16 protein-coding genes and 3 tRNA genes are annotated in these 20,105 nt (G+C 69.6%); 12 read left to right on the forward strand and 7 right to left on the reverse strand.

Annotation, left to right across the window (positions count from 1 at the left end):
* Window positions 1-42: 42 nt before the first annotated feature.
* From NS2_RS02810 to NS2_RS02830, 6 genes are all read left to right on the forward strand, one after another.
* Window positions 43-708: a TetR family transcriptional regulator gene (locus NS2_RS02810; RefSeq protein WP_033085468.1), complete on the forward strand. Its 666-nt coding sequence runs from the start codon at window positions 43-45 to the stop codon at window positions 706-708.
* Window positions 709-800: 92 nt separating this feature from the next.
* Window positions 801-873 (forward strand) — tRNA-Glu (locus tag NS2_RS02815).
* Between the two features lie 36 nt (window positions 874-909).
* Window positions 910-983 (forward strand) — tRNA-Asp (locus tag NS2_RS02820).
* Between the two features lie 38 nt (window positions 984-1,021).
* Window positions 1,022-1,098 (forward strand) — tRNA-Phe (locus tag NS2_RS02825).
* Between the two features lie 101 nt (window positions 1,099-1,199).
* Window positions 1,200-1,367, forward strand: a complete 168-nt coding sequence (locus NS2_RS35770; protein ID WP_162836596.1) for a hypothetical protein — start codon at window positions 1,200-1,202, stop codon at window positions 1,365-1,367.
* A gap of 124 nt (window positions 1,368-1,491) precedes the next feature.
* Window positions 1,492-2,193 carry a polyprenol monophosphomannose synthase gene (locus NS2_RS02830; RefSeq protein ID WP_036552452.1) on the forward strand — a complete coding sequence of 234 codons (702 nt, stop codon included), beginning with the start codon at window positions 1,492-1,494 and terminating at the stop codon, window positions 2,191-2,193.
* Here NS2_RS02830 and NS2_RS02835 read toward each other — a convergent pair.
* Complete coding sequence (locus tag NS2_RS02835) at window positions 2,190-3,707, reverse strand: HAD-IB family hydrolase (protein ID WP_147207067.1); 1,518 nt, start codon at window positions 3,705-3,707, stop codon at window positions 2,190-2,192. The two genes, NS2_RS02830 and NS2_RS02835, sit on opposite strands and share 4 nt — an antisense overlap.
* Complete coding sequence (locus NS2_RS02840; protein ID WP_033085469.1) at window positions 3,704-6,073, reverse strand: glycerol-3-phosphate 1-O-acyltransferase; 2,370 nt, start codon at window positions 6,071-6,073, stop codon at window positions 3,704-3,706. The genes NS2_RS02835 and NS2_RS02840 overlap by 4 nt, the downstream gene beginning before the upstream one ends.
* Before the next feature lie 212 nt (window positions 6,074-6,285).
* Between NS2_RS02840 and NS2_RS02845 the strand changes: the two genes are divergently transcribed.
* The gene (locus NS2_RS02845; protein ID WP_033085470.1) at window positions 6,286-7,638 is read left to right on the forward strand and encodes a salicylate synthase; all 1,353 of its coding nucleotides are present in this window, start codon (window positions 6,286-6,288) and stop codon (window positions 7,636-7,638) included.
* 49 nt (window positions 7,639-7,687) lie between these two features.
* On the opposite strand, the gene NS2_RS02850 is transcribed toward NS2_RS02845, so the two are convergent.
* Window positions 7,688-8,557 carry an oxidoreductase gene (locus NS2_RS02850; protein ID WP_033085471.1) on the reverse strand — a complete coding sequence of 290 codons (870 nt, stop codon included), beginning with the start codon at window positions 8,555-8,557 and terminating at the stop codon, window positions 7,688-7,690.
* 129 nt (window positions 8,558-8,686) lie between these two features.
* Complete coding sequence (locus NS2_RS02855) at window positions 8,687-10,315, reverse strand: (2,3-dihydroxybenzoyl)adenylate synthase (RefSeq protein ID WP_033085472.1); 1,629 nt, start codon at window positions 10,313-10,315, stop codon at window positions 8,687-8,689.
* Window positions 10,316-10,457: 142 nt separating this feature from the next.
* Here NS2_RS02855 and NS2_RS37110 point away from each other — a divergent pair, with 142 nt between their 5' ends.
* Window positions 10,458-14,450 carry a non-ribosomal peptide synthetase gene (locus NS2_RS37110; protein ID WP_261772256.1) on the forward strand — a complete coding sequence of 1,331 codons (3,993 nt, stop codon included), beginning with the start codon at window positions 10,458-10,460 and terminating at the stop codon, window positions 14,448-14,450.
* A 52-nt stretch (window positions 14,451-14,502) separates the two neighbouring features.
* Here NS2_RS37110 and NS2_RS02870 read toward each other — a convergent pair whose 3' ends face one another.
* Together NS2_RS02870 and NS2_RS35775 are read right to left on the reverse strand one after the other, a co-directional pair.
* Window positions 14,503-15,171, reverse strand: a complete 669-nt coding sequence (locus tag NS2_RS02870) for a disulfide bond formation protein B (protein WP_081985618.1) — start codon at window positions 15,169-15,171, stop codon at window positions 14,503-14,505.
* The gene (locus NS2_RS35775; protein WP_155240034.1) at window positions 15,168-15,332 is read right to left on the reverse strand and encodes a DUF5993 family protein; all 165 of its coding nucleotides are present in this window, start codon (window positions 15,330-15,332) and stop codon (window positions 15,168-15,170) included. The genes NS2_RS02870 and NS2_RS35775 overlap by 4 nt, the downstream gene beginning before the upstream one ends.
* A gap of 234 nt (window positions 15,333-15,566) precedes the next feature.
* Here NS2_RS35775 and NS2_RS02875 point away from each other — a divergent pair, with 234 nt between their 5' ends.
* The 3 genes from NS2_RS02875 to NS2_RS02885 all read left to right on the forward strand — a co-directional run bounded on the left by NS2_RS02875 (window position 15,567) and on the right by NS2_RS02885 (window position 18,169).
* Entirely contained in the window at window positions 15,567-16,448 is an 882-nt protein-coding gene (locus NS2_RS02875; RefSeq protein ID WP_033085475.1) for an oxidoreductase, read from the forward strand.
* Window positions 16,449-16,464: 16 nt separating this feature from the next.
* Window positions 16,465-16,827 carry a PH domain-containing protein gene (locus tag NS2_RS02880; protein WP_147207068.1) on the forward strand — a complete coding sequence of 121 codons (363 nt, stop codon included), beginning with the start codon at window positions 16,465-16,467 and terminating at the stop codon, window positions 16,825-16,827.
* A 250-nt stretch (window positions 16,828-17,077) separates the two neighbouring features.
* A complete protein-coding gene (locus NS2_RS02885; protein WP_071344684.1) occupies window positions 17,078-18,169 on the forward strand; it encodes a 3-deoxy-7-phosphoheptulonate synthase in 1,092 nt (363 codons plus the stop codon).
* A 289-nt stretch (window positions 18,170-18,458) separates the two neighbouring features.
* Here NS2_RS02885 and NS2_RS02890 read toward each other — a convergent pair whose 3' ends face one another.
* Window positions 18,459-19,136, reverse strand: a complete 678-nt coding sequence (locus tag NS2_RS02890; protein WP_370737264.1) for a GNAT family N-acetyltransferase — start codon at window positions 19,134-19,136, stop codon at window positions 18,459-18,461.
* A gap of 7 nt (window positions 19,137-19,143) precedes the next feature.
* Between NS2_RS02890 and sigJ the strand changes: the two genes are divergently transcribed.
* A complete protein-coding gene (sigJ, locus tag NS2_RS02895) occupies window positions 19,144-20,073 on the forward strand; it encodes an RNA polymerase sigma factor SigJ (RefSeq protein WP_033085478.1) in 930 nt (309 codons plus the stop codon).
* Window positions 20,074-20,105: the final 32 nt, after the last annotated feature.

A 20,105-nucleotide genomic window follows, 5' to 3' on the forward strand; every position in this document is an offset into this window, starting at 1 on the left:
TAACTTACGATTCAGGACACTAGCTTCGGAGGCGTTTCGAGCATGGCACGGCAGCAAGAGCGGGCCCGCCGGACACGCGCGGCGATCATCAGGTCCGCCGCCGTTGAGTTCGGGAAGAGCGGCTATGCCGCTGCATCGCTCAACCGCATATTGGAAGGTTCCCGGGCGATCAAGGGGGCCATGTACTTTCACTTCGACTCCAAGGAGGACCTGGCACGCGCGGTACGCGAGGCGGCGGTCGACCGCTATCGGGTATCGACCGAAAGGTGGCTCGCCAGAACCGATCTCGGCCCGCTCGACGTGCTACACGGCATGATCGACGAGATCGCGCTGCGGCTGGAGAACGACATCATCATCCAGGCCGAGTTCCGGCTCATCATCGAGCCGGAGTTCTACCGCGACATCCAGGCCGGCGGGGGCCGCATCCTCGGGCGCTCCATCCGGCAGCTCGCGGTGCGCGCCACCGAGCACAAGCAATTGCGCCCGGACGCCGACCCGGACCGCTTCACCCGCACCTTGGCGGCCGCGCTGGCGGGTCAGCGTTATATCGCCGATGTGCTGGCGGGTCCGGTGGATCTGCGGGCCCGGTTCGCCGAGGCGCTCGAGGTGATCGTGGACGCCACCGCGACACCGGAGTGGATCGAGGAGTTCCGCCGCACCGGCTGGCGGGTGTCCGCAAAGCTGGAAGATCTCAACTTGGGACTCTGACCAGCTGATTTGGGAATAATGCGGAGCCTGTCATAAGCTATCTCCGCTCCCAACGGAAGCCGTTGAGCAAACGGTCCGGAGAGATCCGGCGGGCCCCCTTCGTCTAGCGGCCTAGGACGCCGCCCTTTCAAGGCGGTAGCGCGGGTTCGAATCCCGTAGGGGGTACAACCATGGAAACATGGTTGTCGGAGCAAGTAGCAAGGCCCTGTGGCGCAGTTGGTTAGCGCGCCGCCCTGTCACGGCGGAGGTCGCGGGTTCGAGTCCCGTCAGGGTCGCAAGACACAAAGCTTGGCATTCGTATCGGGTGCCTTTCGGCCAGGTAGCTCAGTTGGTACGAGCGTCCGCCTGAAAAGCGGAAGGTCGCCGGTTCGATCCCGGCCTTGGCCACCAGATCTGGGAGACCCCGTCCAATGGACGGGGTCTTTCGGCGTTCCGGGATTCTTCGCGTGTTTCCGGGAGTTTCCTTCTGATCTTGGTGCCATGCTGGGTTCATGGCTGACGATCAGTGGTATTACTGCCTCAAGCATCATCGGGCCGAGCCGGGCAAGCAGCACTGGTTCGCGGAGCGGATGGGTCCTTACCCGGACAAGGCGACAGCCGAGCGGGCGTTGGATATTGTGCGAGAACGAAATAGGTGCTCGGACGAAGAAGATTCCTGACGCCTGGGTGATGGGGGTGAGCGTGGCCACGCGGTGCGCTCACGAGGCACTCAGGTCGACCAGGTACGGTTTCGTAGCCAGAAACGACCAAGCGGGAGGGTAAATCTTGAAGGTCACCGTGGTGGTGCCGACCTACAACGAGCGGGAGAACCTGCCGGTGGCGGTGGAGCGGCTGACCGCCCTACCGGTGGCCGACCTGCACGTGCTGGTGGTGGACGACAATTCGCCCGACGGCACCGGTGAGGTGGCCGACAAGCTGGCCGCCGACCTGCCGAACGTGGTGAGCGTGCTGCACCGCACCGAGAAGGACGGCCTGGGCCGCGCGTACATCGCCGGCATCACCAAGGCGTTGGACGAGGGCGCGGACGTCGTCATCCAGATGGACGCCGACCTGTCCCATCCCGCCGAGGTCCTCCCCGCCATGCTGGACAAGCTGGCCACCACCGACGCCGGCGTGGTGCTCGGATCCCGTTATGTCCCCGGCGGTTCCACCGCCGCGGAGTGGAAGTGGTACCGCAAGGCGCTCTCCGCGTGGGCCAACTTCTACGTGAATCTGATTCTGCGCCTGGGCGTCAAGGACGCGACGGCCGGTTTCAAGGCGTGGAAGGCCGACACCCTGCGCGCCATCGACGTGGCCTCGATCAAGTCGAACGGCTACTCGTTCCAGGTGGAGATGAACTACCGGACGGTCAAGAAGGGCATCGCCATCGCCGAGGTGCCGATCCGCTTCGAGGAGCGCACCAAGGGCGCGTCCAAGATGAGCCTGAAGGTGCAGCTGGAGTCCGCGGCCATGCCGTGGAAGCTGTTGTTCGGCAAGCAGGTCTAGTTCTCCGGCCAGTGGAGCAGGGTGTCCACGAACAGCTGACGCACTCGCTCCACCTCGGTATCCATATGGTTCGGATCCCAGCCGCCGACATCGATCGGCGGTAGCACCGCCACATCCACGACGCCTTTGCGCACGACGGCCGAATTGCGCCAGGCGATTTCACCGGCATTGCGGATCACCACCGGGATGACGGGAACTCCGGCCCGGATGGCGATGTGGAACGCGCCCTTCTTGAAGGGGCCCACGCGCGGGGTCAGTGAACGGGTGCCCTCCGGCGCGATCACCACCGACAGCCCGCCGCGCAGGGTGTCGACCACCGGTTCCAGTTCGGCCTTGGCGACGGCGGTGTTCGCGCGGTCGATGAAGGTCACCTCCACGAATCGCATGAGCGGCCCGAAGATCGGGTTCTTGGTGATCTCCCGCTTGGCCACCCCGGTGAATCCGGTGCCCAGCACCTCGGCCATCACCACGATGTCGAACTGGCTCTGGTGATTGAAGATGAACACCGCCGGGCGCGGGGCCCGGGCATGCTCGGCCCCGGTGACCCGGACCTTCACCCCGGTGCTCCGCAGCGTCGAGTCCGCGGCGTAGGTCATCATCGAATCCGCCATCTGGCGACGCTGTGTGGTGTGCGCCTTGGCGGCGACACCGAACAGGGCCCCGCCCAGCAGCCCGGTGAAACCGGCCAGCGTGCGGACGTAGTCGGTGGCCCGGGGCGCTTGCCGGGGCCGGAAATGCAGGACCGGCCAATCCTTTTCGGCGGCCGCCATGACCACGCGCGGATCCGGGTTCACCGCGACCGGGTGCCCGGCGGCCTGTAGCAGTGGCAGGTCGGCGGCGCTGTCGGCGTAGGCCCAGCTGTGCGCGAGATCGATGTCGTCGGCGATGGCGAAGCGGCGCACGGCGTCGGCCTTGCCATTGCGCCACAGCGGTTTTCCCTCCACGTGCCCGGTCAGCACGCCGTCCTGCACGGCCATGGCGGTGCACAGCACGTGCGGAATGCCGAGTTCCTCGGCCACCGGCTCGACCTGGTAGCGGGTGACGGAGCTGACCAGCACCAGCGTGTGCCCGGCGGCCTCGTGCTCGCGGACCAGCCGCCATGCCTCGGGGTAGATGTGCCCGTAGACGTTGCGCGCGAAGATCTCCCGGCCGGCCTCCGCCAGCTCGGTCTCGGGCACCCCGGCCCAGCCGTATATGGCGTACTGGAGGAAGCGCTCGTATTCGCCCTCGCTGCGCGCGCCGCGGATGCTGCCGAGCAGTCCTGCGGTGAGTGCGCCGCGGGTGCTGCCGCGCCGCAGCAGCCGTCGCGGCAACGGCGGCGGATTGAAGCCGCTCACCACGGTCCCGCCGAAATCGAAGACGGCCGCGATGTGCGGGCCCCGCGGCCCGGTCCGGACCGCTTCCAGGGCCTGCGCGAGATCGGTTGCGCCGACCGGTCGTTGGGTGACGCCGACACCGGGCCGCAGCGGAAGTGAGGGCCTGCCCGCGGCGATCCCCCGGACCCGGCTCGTCATAGCGTGTCCAGCCGGTTGGAGGGGTCGAGGGTGGCGGCGCGGGAGATGCGCGCGCCGATGGCGCGCAGTTCCCCGGCGAAGCGGGTGCGGCGGGCGGCCAGCTCGGCGGGATCCTCGGCGGGGGTGAGCAGGCCGTGATTGTCGGCGAGTTTGATTGCACTGCCGAACAATTCGGAGGACACCGATTCGGGGCTGTGCAGGCGCTGTTGCAGCAGCATCTGTTTGCCGACCTGCAGGCACTCGTCGACGAAGTCCTTCCGGTCGACCTCGAGGGCGGGATCGCGCGCGGCGAGTCGTTCGGCCACCACGAGTTGCGCGTCGAAGAAGGAGCGCAATACGCGGTGCGCCATCATGAATCCGGAATCGGTCAGCTGGGCCAGGATGTCGGATCCGACGGTGCCCGCGGCCGTGCGGTGGTGCCATTCCGGGTCCACCCGCAGCATCTCCGCGGTGAGCTGGCTGGTGAATTCGGCGCGCTCGGGGAAGAAGAACTCGAATTTGAGCAGGTCCCGCAGCCGGTAGGCGGCCTCCCAGCCGACCCGGAGCTGATCGCCTTCGGGCGCCTCCATCGCGGTGAGGACGGCCAGTTCGAGAATGGCGCGGTTGACGAACCAGTGCACCGCGCTGTTGCGATAGAACGCGGCCTCCAGGTGGGCCCCGGCGTGAATGGCGTACACCGATTCCAGCCCGCCGCGGTACACGGTCACCACCCCCGCGATGGCGAGCTGTTCGAGCACCACGGCCAGCCGGTGATCGTCACGCAGCGTGGCGAGTTCGCCGCGCGGCAGGCCGCGATTCTCGATGTAGCCGAGCACGGGCGCGATGGCGGCGCGCAGTTCGCTGCGGGTGAGGGCGCGCTCGTGCACGCCCAGCAGCACCAGGGTGGTGAGGGCGTTGACGGTGATGGGGGTGACCTCGTTGATGCCGACCGCGACCTCGAAGGCCAGCCGCTGCACCGCGCGGTGCTCGAGTTCGAGCATCGGCGCCGGGGCCGGATCCGGGTGTGCCGCCAGCGGATCCCCGTGCACGGCCAGCCGGCCGCGCGCCGAGAGCGGGGTGCCGAAGCGCACGTACACGTGCCCGGCGGAGTGCTGCTGGCTGCGCACGTAGCGGGCCAGCCAGGCCAGGCCCTCGGGTTGCTTGCTGCCGCCGGTCTGTTCGTCGGCGATGGCCCCGATCTCGTTGAGCCGCTCGTAGGTGATGGAGACCGGCACCAGCATGACGTCGTCGATGCGTTTCGAACGCAGTGCCGCCGCAAGGTAGTTCAGCAGTCCGTAGCGGGGTGGGCGGAGTTTGCCGGTGCGGGTGCGGCCGCCCTCGAAGTACCACTCCAGATTGAAGCGCTTGTTCAGCAGATAGGCGAAGTACTCCTCGACGACGGCCTTGTAGACCTCGTCGTCGCCGAAACTGCGGCGGATGAACACGGCTCCGGTGCGCCGGGCGATCGGGCCGATCGGCCAGAACTTGAGGTTGGCCCCGCCGACCACGTGGTTGGGCGGGAAGTCGTTGCGGGCCAGGATGTCCCCGAGCACGAAGGCGTCCACGTAGGAGCGGTGTGAGGGCAGGAAGACCAGCGGGTAGCGCCGGTTCAGGGTGCGCAGTCCGTCCAGGCCGGACTCGTCGGAGTCGACCTTCCAGGTGGAGGCGTGCACCGGGCGCATGGCCTGGGTGAACAGGTCCGATACCAGGCGGGACTGGGCCGCGACGAGTTCGCGCAGCCCCTTCTCGGCCCGGCGGTACACCTCGCGGGACGGCAGCCCGGCCGCCTCGGCGATGCCGTCGAGCCGGCGCAGGAATTCCGGCGAGTCGAGGATCTCCTCGACCACCAGCCGCGGCACCTTGTACCGGTCGCCGATGACCGCGCGCTCGGCGCGTTCCAGGGCGACGATGCCCGCGCGCACGATGGCCCGGCCGAAAGCGTCCGGGACGCCGGCGGATCCGGGATTGTTGGCGCGCAGCTCGCTGAGCCGGGCGGGCTGCCCGGTCAGCACCAGGTGCCGGTCGGGTGCCTTGCTGAGCAGCCGCCGCTGCATGAACCGATGGGGTTTGCGCGGGTTGGTGAGGGTGATCAGATCGCTGAAGGTGGTGCGCCGCACGCCGTCTCGCTCCGGCGGCAGCCACAGCACCCGCACCGGAACCACCAGTGGGTCGTCGCCGCGGCCGACCAATCGATCGGTGACCGCGGTGGGGTCCAGATCGATCTGGGTGACCGGTGCGGAGGTGCCGAATTCCTGGGTGATGCCGCCCTCGGCGAGCCAGTGCCCGATGAGTTCGCGTTCCACCGGGGAGGCGGCGTCGACCAGGGCGACCACGGACTGTGGAGCGGTGAGCGCGGCCTCGGGGAGCCGGCTGTCATGATCGAGCATTTTCGTTGTCCCTCCACCTGAGCCGCTGCGATCCATTGAAGCCCAAACGGGCGCGCCGGGTTGGCAGGTCGGGTAATTGCCCGGTCGGGAGCGGGGTTTCGGTGGCAGGCGGACCCCGGCGTGATCGAGGTCGCGCACGAGCCCTCCCCACTTTTAGGAAGGCAATGCTAACCTCACTCGGCAAGTTAGGTAAGCATAACCTTGGAGGTCTGGTGTCGGTCGCTGACGAACGGGTACGGGTCACGGGGGAGCAGCGGTGGGGCGAACACGTCACCGATCCGGCCGCGGCGGTATCCGCGCTGGCGGCGGCGGAACTTTTCGGCGAATACGTGGTCTACGAGCGGCCCGGCGAATGGGTGTTCGCGGCCGACCCGATCGGCGGGGTCGAGTTGGACGCCGACGAACTCCGGGTGAGCTGGGACGGGCGCACCACCGCCGGACCGTGGACCGGGAGCCCCGCGCAGGCCGTCGACCGCGCCCTGGCCGGGCTGCCGTCGGCGGGACGGAATGCCTTCGGCTGGATCGGATTCGAGTTCTGCGCCTGGTCGCTCGGCGCGATCGAGCACGTGCATCCGCGGGCGACGCTGGCGCACTTGATGATTCCGCGCATCGAGGTCCGCATCGACGCCACCGGGGTGCGGGTGTCCGGCGCGACGCCCGCCGAGACCGGGGACATCCACGAGTTGATCACCACCGCGCAGCGGACCGCGCCGCCGGTGGCCCACCCGGTGGACGTCACCGGGGATCCGACCGGGTACCGGGACCGGGTGGCCGCCGGCGTCGCCGAGATCGCGGATGGCAGGTACCAGAAGGTGATTCTGTCGCGGAAGGTGGAGCTGCCCTTCGCGGTCGACATTCCGGCCACCTATCGGCTGGGCCGCATGAACAACACCCCGGCGCGCTCGTTCCTGCTGCGACTGGGCGGGCTCGAGGCCGCTGGTTTCAGTCCCGAACTGGTGGCGTCGGTGGACCGCGACCGGGTGGTCACCACCGAGCCGCTGGCCGGGACGCGCGCCTTCGGCCGCGGTGACGACCTGGATCTGGCGGCCCGCGCGGAACTGATCCGCGACCCCAAGGAGATTGTCGAGCACGCCATTTCGGTGCAGACCTCCTTCGCCGAGATCGCGGCCGTCGCCGAGCCCGACACCACCGCGGTCTCCGACTTCATGGCGGTGCGCGAGCGCGGCAGCGTGCAGCACCTGGCGTCCACGGTGCGCGGCACGCTGGCGGCGGGCCGCAGCCCGTGGGACGCCCTCGAAACGCTGTTCCCGTCCGTCACCGCCTCCGGCATTCCCAAGGCCGAGGGCGTCGACGCGGTCTTCCGGCTCGACCACGATCCGCGCGGGCTGTATTCCGGTGCCGTGGTGACGGTTTCGCCCGAGGGCGAGCTGGAGGCGACGCTGGTGCTGCGCGCGGTCTACCAGAGCGGGGCCGGGGCTTGGCTGCGCGCGGGCGCGGGCGTGGTCGGGCAGTCGCGGCCGGAGCGCGAATTCGAGGAGACCTGCGAGAAGCTGGGCAGCGTCGCGCCCTACGTGGTCAAGGCCGACACCGCGGTGCGGGCCTGATCCGACCCCGCGGTGCGGGCCTGATGCGCCGGGAAGCCCCGGGGTGGGGTCAGACGCGGAACTCCACGCCGGTCAACCGCTCGGCCAGCTCCCAGAGCTGCCGGGCGGTTTTCTCGTCGTGCGAGGCGGCATTGGAGTGCACCTCGGGCGGATAGCCCCGCCAGTTGAACCAGTCGGGACCGTAGTAGCCGCCCGGTTCGACCTCGGCGGTGGCGGCGTACAGCGTTGGCAGCGCGCCCATTTCGGCGCTCTGCGCCACCAGCCGATTGCCGAGGCCGACGATCTGCTCGAGCAGGTTCTGGGTCTCGGAGCTGATCTCGGTGGCCGCGTAGCCGGGGTGCGCGGCCACCGAGAGCTTCGGTGAGCCGATGAGACCGAGTCGCCGCTGGAGTTCGTAGGTGAACAGCAGCAGCGCCAGTTTGGATTGCGCGTACGCGCCGAATCGGGAGTAGGCGCGGTGCTCCCAGTTCAGGTCGTCGAGGTCGATGCGGCCGATGAAGTGAGTGATGCTGGAGGTGTTCACTACCCGCTCCGAAATCCGGTCCAGCAGTAGGCCGGTCAGGGCGAAGTGGCCGAGATAGTTGGTGCCGATCTGCAATTCGAAGCCGTCGGCGGTTTTGCGCTTGGGCACCGCCATCACGCCCGCGTTGTTGATGAGCACGTCGGCCCGGTCCACGGTGTCGGCGAAGGCGCGCACCGAGGCCAGATCGGCCAGATCCAGCTGGCGGATCTGCACGTCCCCGGGCATGGTCCGGGCCACCGCCTGCGCCTTGATCTCATTGCGGCAGGCCAGGATCACCTGTGCCCCGGCGGCGGCCAGGGCGCGCGCGGTGGCCTCGCCGAGGCCGCTGGTGGCTCCGGTGACGATGATGATCCGGCCGGTCTGGTCCGGAATATTCGCTGTGTTCCACCCACCCATAGATGAACTCTATGACGCGGCGGGTATCCCGTCGCGGCGAACCGCGGTGAGGAAATCCACACCGATCCCCGTGCCGATCGGCGGCGCCCGGGTTGCGGACCGGCCGGATCGGTGCTGGGTGGCCGGGCATCACAGCGCGGCGGCGAGGGCCTTCTTGTCGATCTTGCCGACGGCGGTGACGGGCAGGGAATCGGCCTGCCGCAAGACATCCGGCTGTTTGTAGGTGGCCAGACCGCGAGCCGTCAGGAACGCCTTGACATCGGGCAGGGCGGGCAGCTCGCCGGTGGTCACCAGGACCACGCAGACCTTCTCACCCAGCGCCGGATCGGGCAGGCCGACGGCGGCGGCATGGCGGACGCCCGGATAGGCGAGCAGGTGCTCCTCGAGTTCGTCGCAGGAGATGTTCTCGCCGCCGCGGTTGATGACGTCCTTGATGCGGCCGGAGACGACGAGGTGACCGCTGGGCAGGCGGCGGACCAGGTCGCCGCTGCGGTAGAACCCGTCCGGGGTGAAGGCGCGGGAATTGTGTTCGGGGGCACGGTAGTAGCCGCGCAGCGTGTACGGGCCGCGGGTGAGGAGCTCGCCCTCCGCGCCGTCGGGGACGTCGTCGCCGTGCTCGTCGACCACCCGGACCTCGTCGGCGGGGGAGAGGGGACGGCCCTGGGTGGTGCAGACGAGATCGTCGGCGTCCTCGGCCCGGGTGTAGTTGAGCAGGCCCTCGGCCATGCCGAACACCTGCTGCAGGCGCACGCCCAGGGCCGGGGCGACCGCGCGCGCGTTCACCTCGGCCAGCTTCGCGCCGCCCACCTGGAGCAGGCGCAGCGAGGACAGGTCCGCCTCCTCCCATTCGACTGCCGCGCACCACAGTTGGGCCAGCGGCGGCACCACGGCGGTGACGGTGACGCGGTGGCGTTCGATGGCGGCGAAGGAGTTCTCCGGACTGGGATCGGTCACGAACGCCATGGCCGCGCCGGTGGCAATGCTCCCGAGCACGCCCGGGCAGGCCAGCGGGAAGTTGTGGGCGACAGGGAGTGTCGCGAGGTACACGTCGTCCGGGCCGAGCTCGCAGACCTCGGCGCTGGCCCGGGCGTTGTAGACGTAGTCGTCGTGGGTGCGGGCGATGAGCTTGGGCAGGCCGGTGGTGCCGCCGGAGACCAGCATCAGGGCGATGTCGGAGGGGTCGATATCGGGGAGTGAATCGCCGTCGACCGGAATGGAATTCAGCGCAGTGAAAGGACCGGCGTCGCCCAGGATCAGGATGTGCACGAGGCTGGGCGCGCTCACCTCGGCGGCGAGGGTTCGATAGTCGAAGTCACCGAGGCGTTCGGCGGCGATATAGGCGACCGCACCGGAAAGCCTTGCCAGGTGCTCGATTTCCGCGCGGCGATGCGCGGGCAGGGTGAGGACCGGGATGATTCCGGCGCGCAGCAGGCCGAACAGGATCTCGATGAACTCGGGCACATTGGGCAGCTGCACGACGACCCGATCGCCCGGCCGGATGCCGAGCCCCAACAGTCCGTGGGCCATCCGGTCGGCCGCGCGATCCAGCTCCGCGTAGGTGGTCGAGGTGTCACCCAGCAATGCGGGCCGCTCGGGCCATTGCCGGGCCGCGTCGCGCAGCAGTTCGCCCAATGGCCGACCTGCCCAGTACCCGGCAGCCCGATACCGCTCGGCGAGTTCGGCTGGGAACGGAACGAAACCGTCGCGGTGATCCGTGGTGGATCCGGGCGGTGTCTCTGCGGATGCGGTCGACGTCACAGCTCTGACCTCTGGCTAGTTAGGATGGCCTTGCATAGGTTAGGCAACCCTATCTCAATGAGCTACGCTGCTGTCCAACGACATCCGAATCCCGGATCGGCAGCACCTAGCCCCACCCCTCGAACAAGGAGTACCAGCGGAAATGGAGTCACCCCAGGGGCCGTCGGCGAGCATCGCCCGGGACGAGGTCCGCACCGCCATCGCCACCCACCTCGGCCTGGATCCGTCCGCCATCGGCGACCACGACGACCTCATCCAGCTCGGCCTGGACTCCATCCGCACCATGAAACTCGCCGGCGCCTGGCGCAAACGCGGCCTCCCGGTCAACTTCGCCCAACTCGCCGCCGAACCGACGCTCGCCGCCTGGCACCGGATCCTCGGCGGCGCAGAGATGGACGTCCCGGCGGGAACCGGGCTTGCCGGGGCGATGAATCACATGGCGGTCCAGGATGATTCGCGCGACCTCGGGTCTGCCGCGGCGGAGTCCACGGCGGCCGCCGTCACCCCGGTGGCGGACGGAGGGGACCCGGTCGTCGACGATGGGAGTCCCTTCGCGCTCGCGCCCATGCAGCACGCGTATTGGGTCGGGCGGGCCGAGGGGCAGGAGTTGGGGGCGGTCGCGGCGCATCTGTACGTCGAATTCGACGGGGCCGGAGTGGATCCCGAGCGGTTGGGAGCGGCGGTCGAGGGGCTGGTGCGGCGGCATCCGATGCTGCGGACGCGATTCCTGCCGGACGGGACGCAGCAGACGCTGGAGCGGCCGGGCCGGGAGGTGTGGAGCGTCACCGATCTGCGGGGCGCCGGCGCCGATGCGGCCGAACGGGTGCTGGAGGAGTTGCGCGACAGGCGGACTCATCAGCTTATGGCGGTCGCGGAGGGGCAGGTCGTCGACATCGCCTTGACGCTGTTGCCGCAGGGGCGGACGCGGCTGCACCTGGATGTGGACATGCTCGCGGCCGATGCCATGAGCTATCGGATTCTGGTGGCGGATCTGGCGCGGCTGTACCACGGTGAGCAGTTGCCGGTGCAGGACTACACCTTCCGGCAGTACCTGGCCGAACATGCCGGTCCCGCGCAGGAACACGCGGCCGACCGGGAGTGGTGGCAGGGGCGACTGGCGAACTTGCCCGGTGCGCCCGAGTTGCCGCGCGCCCCGGAAGCCGCAGTGAACTCCGGAGCCGCAGCGCGTTCGGGAGCCCCCGTGCATTCGGAAGCCGCAGCATACTCGGAAGCCGCAGCGCATTCGGGCCCTCCGGTGCATTCGGGCCGTGGCCCGGGCGAGGCGGGCGGGGAACGGGTGGCGCGGACGGTGCGACTGCATCACTGGCTGTCTCCGGAGGCCAAGGGGCGGATGTTCGCCGCGGCGCACGCGCGCGGGATCACCCCGGCCATGGCGCTGGCGTCGGTGTTCGCGGAGACCATCGGCGGGTGGTCGGCGCAGCGGCGGTTCCTGCTGAATCTGCCGCTGTTCCATCGGGAGCCGGTGCATCCGCGGGTGGACGGGGTGGTCGGCGACTTCACCTCCTCGGTGCTGCTGGAGGTCGATGTCACCGAGCCCGTCACCGTCACCGAGCGCGCCCGCGCTCTGCAACGCGAATTGCACGCCGCCGGAGCTCATTCCGGCTATACCGGCCTCGAGGTGCTGCGCGATCTGGGCCGCCTGCGCGCCGAACCCGTGCTGGCCCCGATCGTCTACACCAGCGCCATCAACCTGGGCGAGCTCTTCGCCGACCAGGTCACGGCCACCTTCGGCGACCCGGTCTGGATCATTTCCCAAGGCCCCCAGGTGCTGCTGGACGCGCAGGTCACCGAGGTCCGCGGCGGCCTGCTGCTGAACTGGGACATCCGCGCCGACGCCTTCCCCGCGAACATGGTCGAGACGATGTTCACCCGCTACATCGACGCGATCCTCCGCCTCGCGGGCGGCGACGGGTCCGCTGCGGACGAGCCCGGCACCCTCCGCGACGACGCCGCACGAGACATCGGTGCGCCGGTCGCGAATCCCGATGCCGGACATGGACTCACCGCCGCTGTGTCCTCCGGGGCGGATTGCGCGCCGGATCCTTCGGGTCCCGATCGCGTCGCGGTCGGGCCGCGGCCGAAGTCGGTCGTATCCGCGCGCGCGGAGGCCGGTGGTGCCGAGGTCCGCGCCGCGGGGTGGGATGCGGAGGCGGCGGTGCGAATTCCGGTGGAGCAGGCGGTGGTTCGGGCGCGCGTGAATGCCACCGACGGTGCGGTGAGCGGGCGTGCTCTGCACAGCGGGCTGTTCGAGTTCGCCGCCACGAATCCCGGCGCGCCGGCCGTGATCTGGGAATCCGACCGGACCGACGGTGTCGTCACCGCATCGCCCGCCGAGGAGGTAGCGCAGCAGTCCGCTTCCTCGACACGAGTGTTGAGCTATGCCGAGCTGGCGGGCCAGGCGCTGGCGGTGGCCGGTGCGCTGCGGGCGGCGGGTGTCGGGCCGGGCGACGCCGTCGCGGTGCAGTTGCCGAAGGGGCCGGATCAGATCGTGGCCACCGCCGGGGTGTTGGCCGCGGGCGGGGTGTACGTGCCGATCGGGTTCGATCAGCCCGCGGCGCGACGGGCCGAGATTCTGCGGACCGGTGCCGTCGTGGCGGCGGTGACCGCCGGGGCGCGCGTGCCGGAGGTGCCGACCCTGGTGCTGAGCGAGGCGCGGGTGTATCCGGAACCGTTGGCGGAAGCCGTCGTTCCGGATCCGGAAGCCATCGCCTACGTGCTCTTCACGTCGGGGTCTACCGGCAAGCCGAAGGGTGTCGAGGTGCCGCACCGGGCGGCCATGAACACCATCGACGACCTGAACGAGCGCTTCGGGATCGGGGCGGCGGACCGGGCACTCGCCCTGTCCGCGTTGGAATTCGACCTTTCCGTGTACGACATCTTCGGGCTGTTGAGCGCCGGGAGTGCGGTGGTCGCGCTGGATGAGGGACAGCGCGGCGAACCGGGGCGGTGGGTCGAGATGATCCGGCGGCTCGGGATTTCAGTGGTGAACTGTGTCCCGAGCCTGCTGGACATGCTGTTGGAGGCCGCCGCCGGGAAGCCTGTGGATAGTTTGCGCATGGTCATTCTCGGCGGTGACTGGGTCGATGTGGCGCTGCCCGGGCGGCTGGCGGCGGTGGCCCCGGGCTGCCGCTTCGCGGGGCTGGGCGGCGCGACCGAGACGGCCATTCACTCCACCATTCGCGAGGTGGTGAATGCCGAAGTGCCGGAGGAATGGTCGGCCGTTCCGTACGGGACGCCGCTGCGCAATGTGCGCTGCCGGGTGGTCGGGCCGTCGGGGCAGGACTGCCCGGACTGGGTCACCGGCGAACTGTGGATCGGCGGGGCGGGCGTGGCGGCCGGGTACCGGGGCGATGCCGAGCGCACCGCGGACCGGTTCGTCACCCACAAGGGCCTGCGCTGGTACCGCACCGGAGACCTTGCGCGGTATCTGCCGGACGGCTGCCTGGAGTTCCTCGGGCGGGCCGACCACCAGGTCAAGATCCGCGGCTATCGGGTGGAACTCGGGGAGGTGGAGAGCGCGCTGCGCACCCTGCCGGGGGTGCGGCACGCCATCGCGGCGGTGATCGGTTCGGCCGCACCGAAACTCACGGCGGTCGTGGTGGCCGACGCGGGGGCCGCCCTCGAGGTGCCCGCGCTGCTCGACGCCGCCGCGGACCTGTTGCCCGCCTACATGATTCCCGGCCGGGTGGAACTGCTCGCCGAACTGCCCTTCACCTCGAACGGCAAACCGGACCGCAAGGCCATCGCGTCGCTGCTGGCCGCGGGGGAGGGGGATGGCGAATTCGTCGCACCCCGAACCGATGTCGAGCGCGCCGTCGCCGATATCGTCGCCACCGTCCTGGGCCGGGAGCGGGTCGGCGTGACCGACGATTTCTTCGCGCTCGGCGGCGATTCGGTGCTGGCCACCGCCGTCATCGCGCGGGTGCGGGACTGGCTCGACTCGCCGGACACCGTGGTCGCCGACTTCTTCGCCGCCCGTACGGTCGAGGGCCTGAGCCGGCGGCTGGTGGAGCGCGAGCGGCGGGCCGGGGTCGCCGGGCGGCTCGATGAGGTGGCCCGCCTCTACCTGGAGGTGGCCGCGCTGTCGGACGAGGAGATCCTCGCCCTCTCCTGAAAAGCGCGATCCCCGAACCCTTTTCGCCGGGCGCGGGGATCGGCGGTCGAGCTCAGTGCGGGGCGGGCAGGGTGCAGCCGCCGTGCAGGATGCCGATGTCGTGCAACAGCCGGTAGCACGACGGATCGTCCGGCAGCACCGGGTGGAAGCCCTCCAGGAAGAACGTCGCCACCAGATTGATGACGATGACGACGGCGAGGAAGCCGATGGCCGCCAGGCCGAGGGTGCGATGCGGTCCCGTCGTCGGAATCGTCTCCGCGGCCGTCTCGTACGAAAACGACAGCACCACACCGATTGTCGTGATGGCGGCGACGAACAGCACGAACGCCCACACATACAGGTGCAGGCCCAGCACCGCGCCGCCGTAACCCTGGTCGCCGGGCAGGATGTGCAGCATGGTCTGCCGCCAGGCGGTGAACCCGCCGCCGAAGCAGGCCACGATGGCCAGCCCCCAGCCGACCATGTAGTCGCGCCGCACGATGGTCCCGGTCAGGCCCTTGCGCACGATGTACGTGCCGCCGAGCGCGGCCAGCATCATGAAGTAGCGCTGCAGCATGCACAGCGGGCACGGGTAGTCCCATGTGCCGAACTGGACGCCGAGGCCGCCGCACACCACCGCGGTCCAGCCGACGATGAAGACGACCGCCAGCCAGTACTGCACCTGGCCGAGTACCCCACCGCCGCTGACGGTCTCGGTGGTTTCGGCGCCGGTGGCCGTCACCATGTCAGCCCCAGCCCGAGGCCGCCGGTGATGTGATACTTCACGAGCCCGGCGCAGAGCAGGGCCACGATCCACCAGGCGGCCGGCGCGCGCCGCCTCGGCCCCTGTTTCCAGATCAGGATCAGAACCACCAGCAAACCCGCGAGTATCAATGTATCCATGGTCGTGACGCTACCGCTTGCGCAGTTCGAAGCCGTTCAAGGCGAGCCGGGCACGCCGCGCGTGCACACCCCTCGTACGCACCGGCATATTTCTGGAATGCGACCGGTTCCCGCCCACGGCGGACGGGCGCGCCCCCGCGCCCCTAGACTCGACCCCGTGAGCGAGCGTAGCGAGCGAGCCAGAGACACAGGGCGCTCCGCGCACGCCGAAGCCGAGCGCAGCGAGGTGGAGGCGTGAGCGGTTGGGACATCTCCGACATCCCCGATCAAGCGGGTCGTACCGTCATCGTGACCGGAGCCAATAGCGGGCTGGGCGCGGTCACCGCGCGGGCGCTCGCGGGTGCCGGGGCGCGCGTGATCATGGCGTGCCGCAATGAACTCAAGGGCCGGGCCGTCGCCTCCGAGATCGGCCCCAATACCGCGGTGCGGCGGCTGGACCTGGCCGATCTGAGCTCGATCCACGAGTTCGCCGACGCGATCGACGGCGCCGACGTGCTGATCAACAATGCGGGCGTGATGGCGGTGCCGCTCAAGCGCACCGCCGACGGATTCGAAATGCAGGTCGGCACCAACCATCTCGGTCACTTCGCGCTGACCGGCCTGCTGCTGGACAAGATCCGGGACCGGGTGGTCACGCTGACCAGCGGCATGCACGCCGTCGGCCGCATCGATCTCGAGGACCTGAACTGGGAGCGGCGCTCGTATCAGCGCTGGGCCGCCTACGGGCAGTCCAAGCTGGCCAATCTCATGTTCGCGCGGGAACTGCAGCGGCGCTTGACCGCCGCCGGTTCGAGCAAGGTGTCGGTGGCCGCGCATCCGGGCTATGCCGCCACCGAACTGCAGGGGCACACCGAGTCGCTGTACGACACGCTGATGTCGATCGGCAACAGGATCTTCGCGCAGAGCGCCGAAATGGGCGCGCTGCCAACGCTGTTCGCGGCGACCGCGGAGGTCGAGCCGGGCGGCTTCTACGGGCCGACCGGGCTGCGCGGCATGCGGGGCTATCCCGGGCCGAGCACCTCGACGGCCGCCTCCAAGGACGAGGTGACGGCGCGGCGGCTGTGGGAGCTGTCCGAACAGCTCACCAAGGTCAACTATCCCTTCGTGCGAAAGTGAATCGGGGCCGGGAGACATGAGCGTTCCATTCGACCGGCGCGATCAGTTCGACAAGATCCAGCAGGGGCTGCTGCCCGGCGAGCAGATCCTGGCCGTGTACGACGCCATCGGGGTGGGCACCGGATTCCTCGGGCTCACCGATCGGCGCGTCTTCATCCAGGACAACTCGTTCGTCGGGAAGAAGATCGCCATCACGAGCATCCCGTACTCGCGGATCTCGAGCGTCAGCATCCTGACCAACAAGTCGTTCGCGGGACAGTGGTTCTCCTCCGGGCAGATCGCCATCAGCACGGGACATCACACCTACGAGGTGGAGTTCCGCGGCGACGAGAAGACGCGCCACGTGCACGACGTGATCCTGCACTACATCCTGCGCTGACCGGGGGCATCCCAATCCTCGGGACGCGGTTCCCATGGATCGTGGCGCACGCCACACGCGCGATTCGCGATCTCTGGTACTGTGCCGGGTATGCAGCGTGTGTATTTCTGGTTTAGTCAGCCGGCCCCGGGTGGGTCGTGCGGCGCTGACCTGCGCTGACATCCTCCACCCCGAGCCGGACGAAAACAGACCGGCTCCAAGGGGTTTCGTACAACTCTCCGTGGGTCGGCCTGGGACAAGGAAACCCACGATGACTACCGCCGATCTCGAACGGCATGCCGATCTGGACGACCAGCGCACGCTGAGCGTGAGCCCGCTGAGCTCGCCCCGCGAGATCCGTGCCGCCCATCCGATCGACGACACCCTCGCCGACACCGTGCGCGCGGGCCGCAAGGCCACCGTCGACGTGCTGAACGGCGCCGACGACCGCCTGATGGTGATCGTCGGCCCGTGCTCGGTGCACGATCCCGAGGCCGCCATGGACTACGCGCGCCGCCTCGCCGCTAAGGCCGCCGAAGTGGAGGATCGGCTGCACGTGGTGATGCGGGTGTACTTCGAGAAGCCGCGCACCACGCTGGGCTGGAAGGGTCTGATCAACGACCCGCACCTGGACGGCACCTTCGACATCAACACCGGGCTGGACCTGGGCCGCCGCCTGCTGGTCGACATCACCGCGCTGGGACTGCCGGTGGCCTGCGAGTTCCTCGATCCGATCACCCCGCAGTACATCGCCGACCTGGTCGCCTACGGCGCGATCGGCGCGCGCACCGCGGCCAGCCAGGTGCACCGGCAGCTGTCCTCGGCGCTGTCCATGCCGGTCGGCATCAAGAACGGCACCGACGGCGACGTGCAGGTCGCGGTCGACGGCGTGCGCGCCGCGGCCGCCTCGCACGTGTTCCCCGGCACCGACCTGGACGGGCGCTCGGCGCTCATCCGCACCGCGGGCAACCCGGACTGCCACGTCATCCTGCGCGGCGGCTCCAACGGCACCAACTACGACGCCGCCTCCTGCGCGGAAGCGCTGCTGCGCCTGGAGAAGTCGGCGCTGCCGCAGCGACTGGTGGTGGACGCCTCGCACGGCAACTCCAACAAGGACCACAACCGGCAGGTCGATGTCGTCACCGATATCGCCGAGCGCATCGCGGGCGGCGAGGACACCGTGGTCGGGCTGATGATGGAGTCCTTCATCGTGGCGGGCCGCCAGGACCTCACCCTCGGCAGCCCGGAGGACCTCACCTACGGCCAGTCCATCACCGACGCCTGCATCGACTGGGACACCACGGCGAGCCAGCTCGACCGCCTGGCCGACGCCGTCACCGCCCGCCGCGCGGCCCGCGGCTGACCGCGGTCCCCCTAACCAGCACCCACTCGTTGCGAGTTCGCCTCGCGCGGAACGAGTCCGGCGTGCACACTGTGTTCGGCGCACACCCAGTCCGGCGGGTGTGCGCCGAACACATTTATGCGGCTCTTCCGCCGGGCACGACCATCCGGGCCTACCCGCCACCCGCCGTCCGGCATGTTTCGGCCGGGATCCATCCGCGCTGCGCTCCAGCGGGTTTCGGTGGATTTCGGGCCAAGAAGCGCGCCGGAATGAAGGCGGGGCCGGGGCGGGCGGTGGACGGCCGCGCGACTCAGACGCCCGGAGGCCAGTTCGGGCTGGGGAGTGCGGGATCGGTGCGGAGGCGGCCCGCGACCCAGATGTCACGGCGGGCGCCGCGCTGCATGCCGCCGCCGCGGATCAGGCCCTCGTAGTGGTAGCCCGCGCGGCGGGCCACGGCGGCGGAGGGATGATTGCCGACGAAGGCGCGCCACTCCAGGCGTTCGAAGGCCAGGGCCGTGTGATCGAGGCCGACGGCGGAGACCAGCAGGGCGGCGCGGGTGACCAGGCCGCGGCCGCGGGCGGCGGGGGTCAGCCAGAAGCCGATCTCTGCGGTGTTGTCGTCGCGGCGGGGATAGAGCGGGCTCAGGCCGATCATGCCGATGACCGGGCCGTTCGCGGCGGGGCGCAGCGCCCAGGTGGGGCTGCGGGTGGCCCAGCCGGGGCCCACGATGTCGTAGATGAACTTCTCGGCGTCGGCGCGGTGGTACGGGACCGGCATGGTGGTCCACGCGCCGATGGACGGCTCCTGGCACAGGGCGGTGATGGCGTCGATGTCGGAGACGGCGGGCGGCGACAGCCAGACCGTGCCGTCGGAGAGGAATTCCGCGTCCATGCCGGTCATGCTGTCACGGAATCGGGTGCGGGCGCACGGTGTTTCCCGGGCCGCGGCCGGGGCGGTGGCGGCGGCGTCACGGACCGGCCGTAGCATCGATTCGATGGTTGCCGCTCTACTCGCCGACTTGTTCGAATCCAATCGGCCGCATCTGCTCTCGGTGGCGTACCGGCTCACCGGCAGTGTCAGCGATGCCGAGGACGCGGTGCAGGAGAGTTGGCTACGGCTCGCGGTGGCCCGGCAATCCGAGATCGAGGACCTGCGCGCGTGGCTCACCACCGTCGTCGGCCGCATCTGCCTGGACCGGCTGCGCAGCGCCGCGGTCCGGCGGGAAAAGTATGTGGGGCAATGGCTTCCGGAGCCGATCGTCACCGCGATCACGCCCTCCAGCACCCCGGATCCGCTCGCGGCGGTGGTGCGCAAACAGGAATTCCGCTTCGCCGCGATGGTGGTGCTGGACACCCTGACCCCGCCCCAGCGCGTGGCTTTCGTACTGCACGACGGCTTCTCGATACCGTTCGCCGAAATCGCCGACATTCTCGGCATTTCCACGGAAGCGGCGCGGCAACTGGCCGCCCGGGCCCGAAAAGCCGTGGCACAGGCCCCCGAACCGGTCGCCGACGACGAGCACGGTGCCGCCGTGCAACGGCTGCTGACGGCGCTGGCCGGTGGCGATGTGGATGCCGTTGTGGCGGCACTGCATCCGGACGTGCGCACCATCGGCGACGGCGGCGGCCTGGTGTCCACGGCCATCAATATCGTTGCGGGCGTGGACAAGAACGTCCGGCTGTGGCGGGGGCTGTGGCGCAGGTTCGGGCTCTTCGACCCCGAGCACACCGGCCCCGCCCGCGTGCTCGAACCGGTCCTGGTCAACGGTCAGTGGGGCATTCGGGCGCACGAGACAGCCTCCTACGACGGCGTGCCGGGCAGCCCGGAGCGGGTGTACGGCTTCACCGTGCGCGACGGCAAGGTGTGGGGCGTCTACGACGTGGTCAACCCGGCCAAGCTGAAGGGCATCCGCGTGCCGCACTGAGCGGAGCCCCTCGGAGTCCCGGAGAGTCGGGT

Origin of the sequence: Nocardia seriolae NBRC 15557 (assembly GCF_007990715.1) — a bacterium.
Taxonomy (GTDB): Bacteria; Actinomycetota; Actinomycetes; order Mycobacteriales; family Mycobacteriaceae; genus Nocardia; species Nocardia seriolae.

Bases quoted from the DNA above. Each gene is read 5' to 3' on its own strand.
- NS2_RS02810 (WP_033085468.1), top strand. From the start codon at position 43: ATGGCACGGCAGCAAGAGCGGGCCCGCCGGACACGCGCGGCGATCATC.
- NS2_RS02880 (WP_147207068.1), top strand. From the start codon at position 16,465: ATGAGCGTTCCATTCGACCGGCGCGATCAGTTCGACAAGATCCAGCAG.
- NS2_RS02890 (WP_370737264.1), bottom strand. From the start codon at position 19,136: ATGCTACGGCCGGTCCGTGACGCCGCCGCCACCGCCCCGGCCGCGGCC.
- NS2_RS37110 (WP_261772256.1), top strand. From the start codon at position 10,458: ATGGAGTCACCCCAGGGGCCGTCGGCGAGCATCGCCCGGGACGAGGTC.
- NS2_RS02840 (WP_033085469.1), bottom strand. From the start codon at position 6,073: ATGCTCGATCATGACAGCCGGCTCCCCGAGGCCGCGCTCACCGCTCCA.
- NS2_RS35775 (WP_155240034.1), bottom strand. From the start codon at position 15,332: ATGGATACATTGATACTCGCGGGTTTGCTGGTGGTTCTGATCCTGATC.
- NS2_RS02885 (WP_071344684.1), top strand. From the start codon at position 17,078: ATGACTACCGCCGATCTCGAACGGCATGCCGATCTGGACGACCAGCGC.
- sigJ (WP_033085478.1), top strand. From the start codon at position 19,144: ATGGTTGCCGCTCTACTCGCCGACTTGTTCGAATCCAATCGGCCGCAT.
- NS2_RS02835 (WP_147207067.1), bottom strand. From the start codon at position 3,707: ATGACGAGCCGGGTCCGGGGGATCGCCGCGGGCAGGCCCTCACTTCCG.
- NS2_RS35770 (WP_162836596.1), top strand. From the start codon at position 1,200: ATGGCTGACGATCAGTGGTATTACTGCCTCAAGCATCATCGGGCCGAG.
- NS2_RS02850 (WP_033085471.1), bottom strand. From the start codon at position 8,557: ATGGGTGGGTGGAACACAGCGAATATTCCGGACCAGACCGGCCGGATC.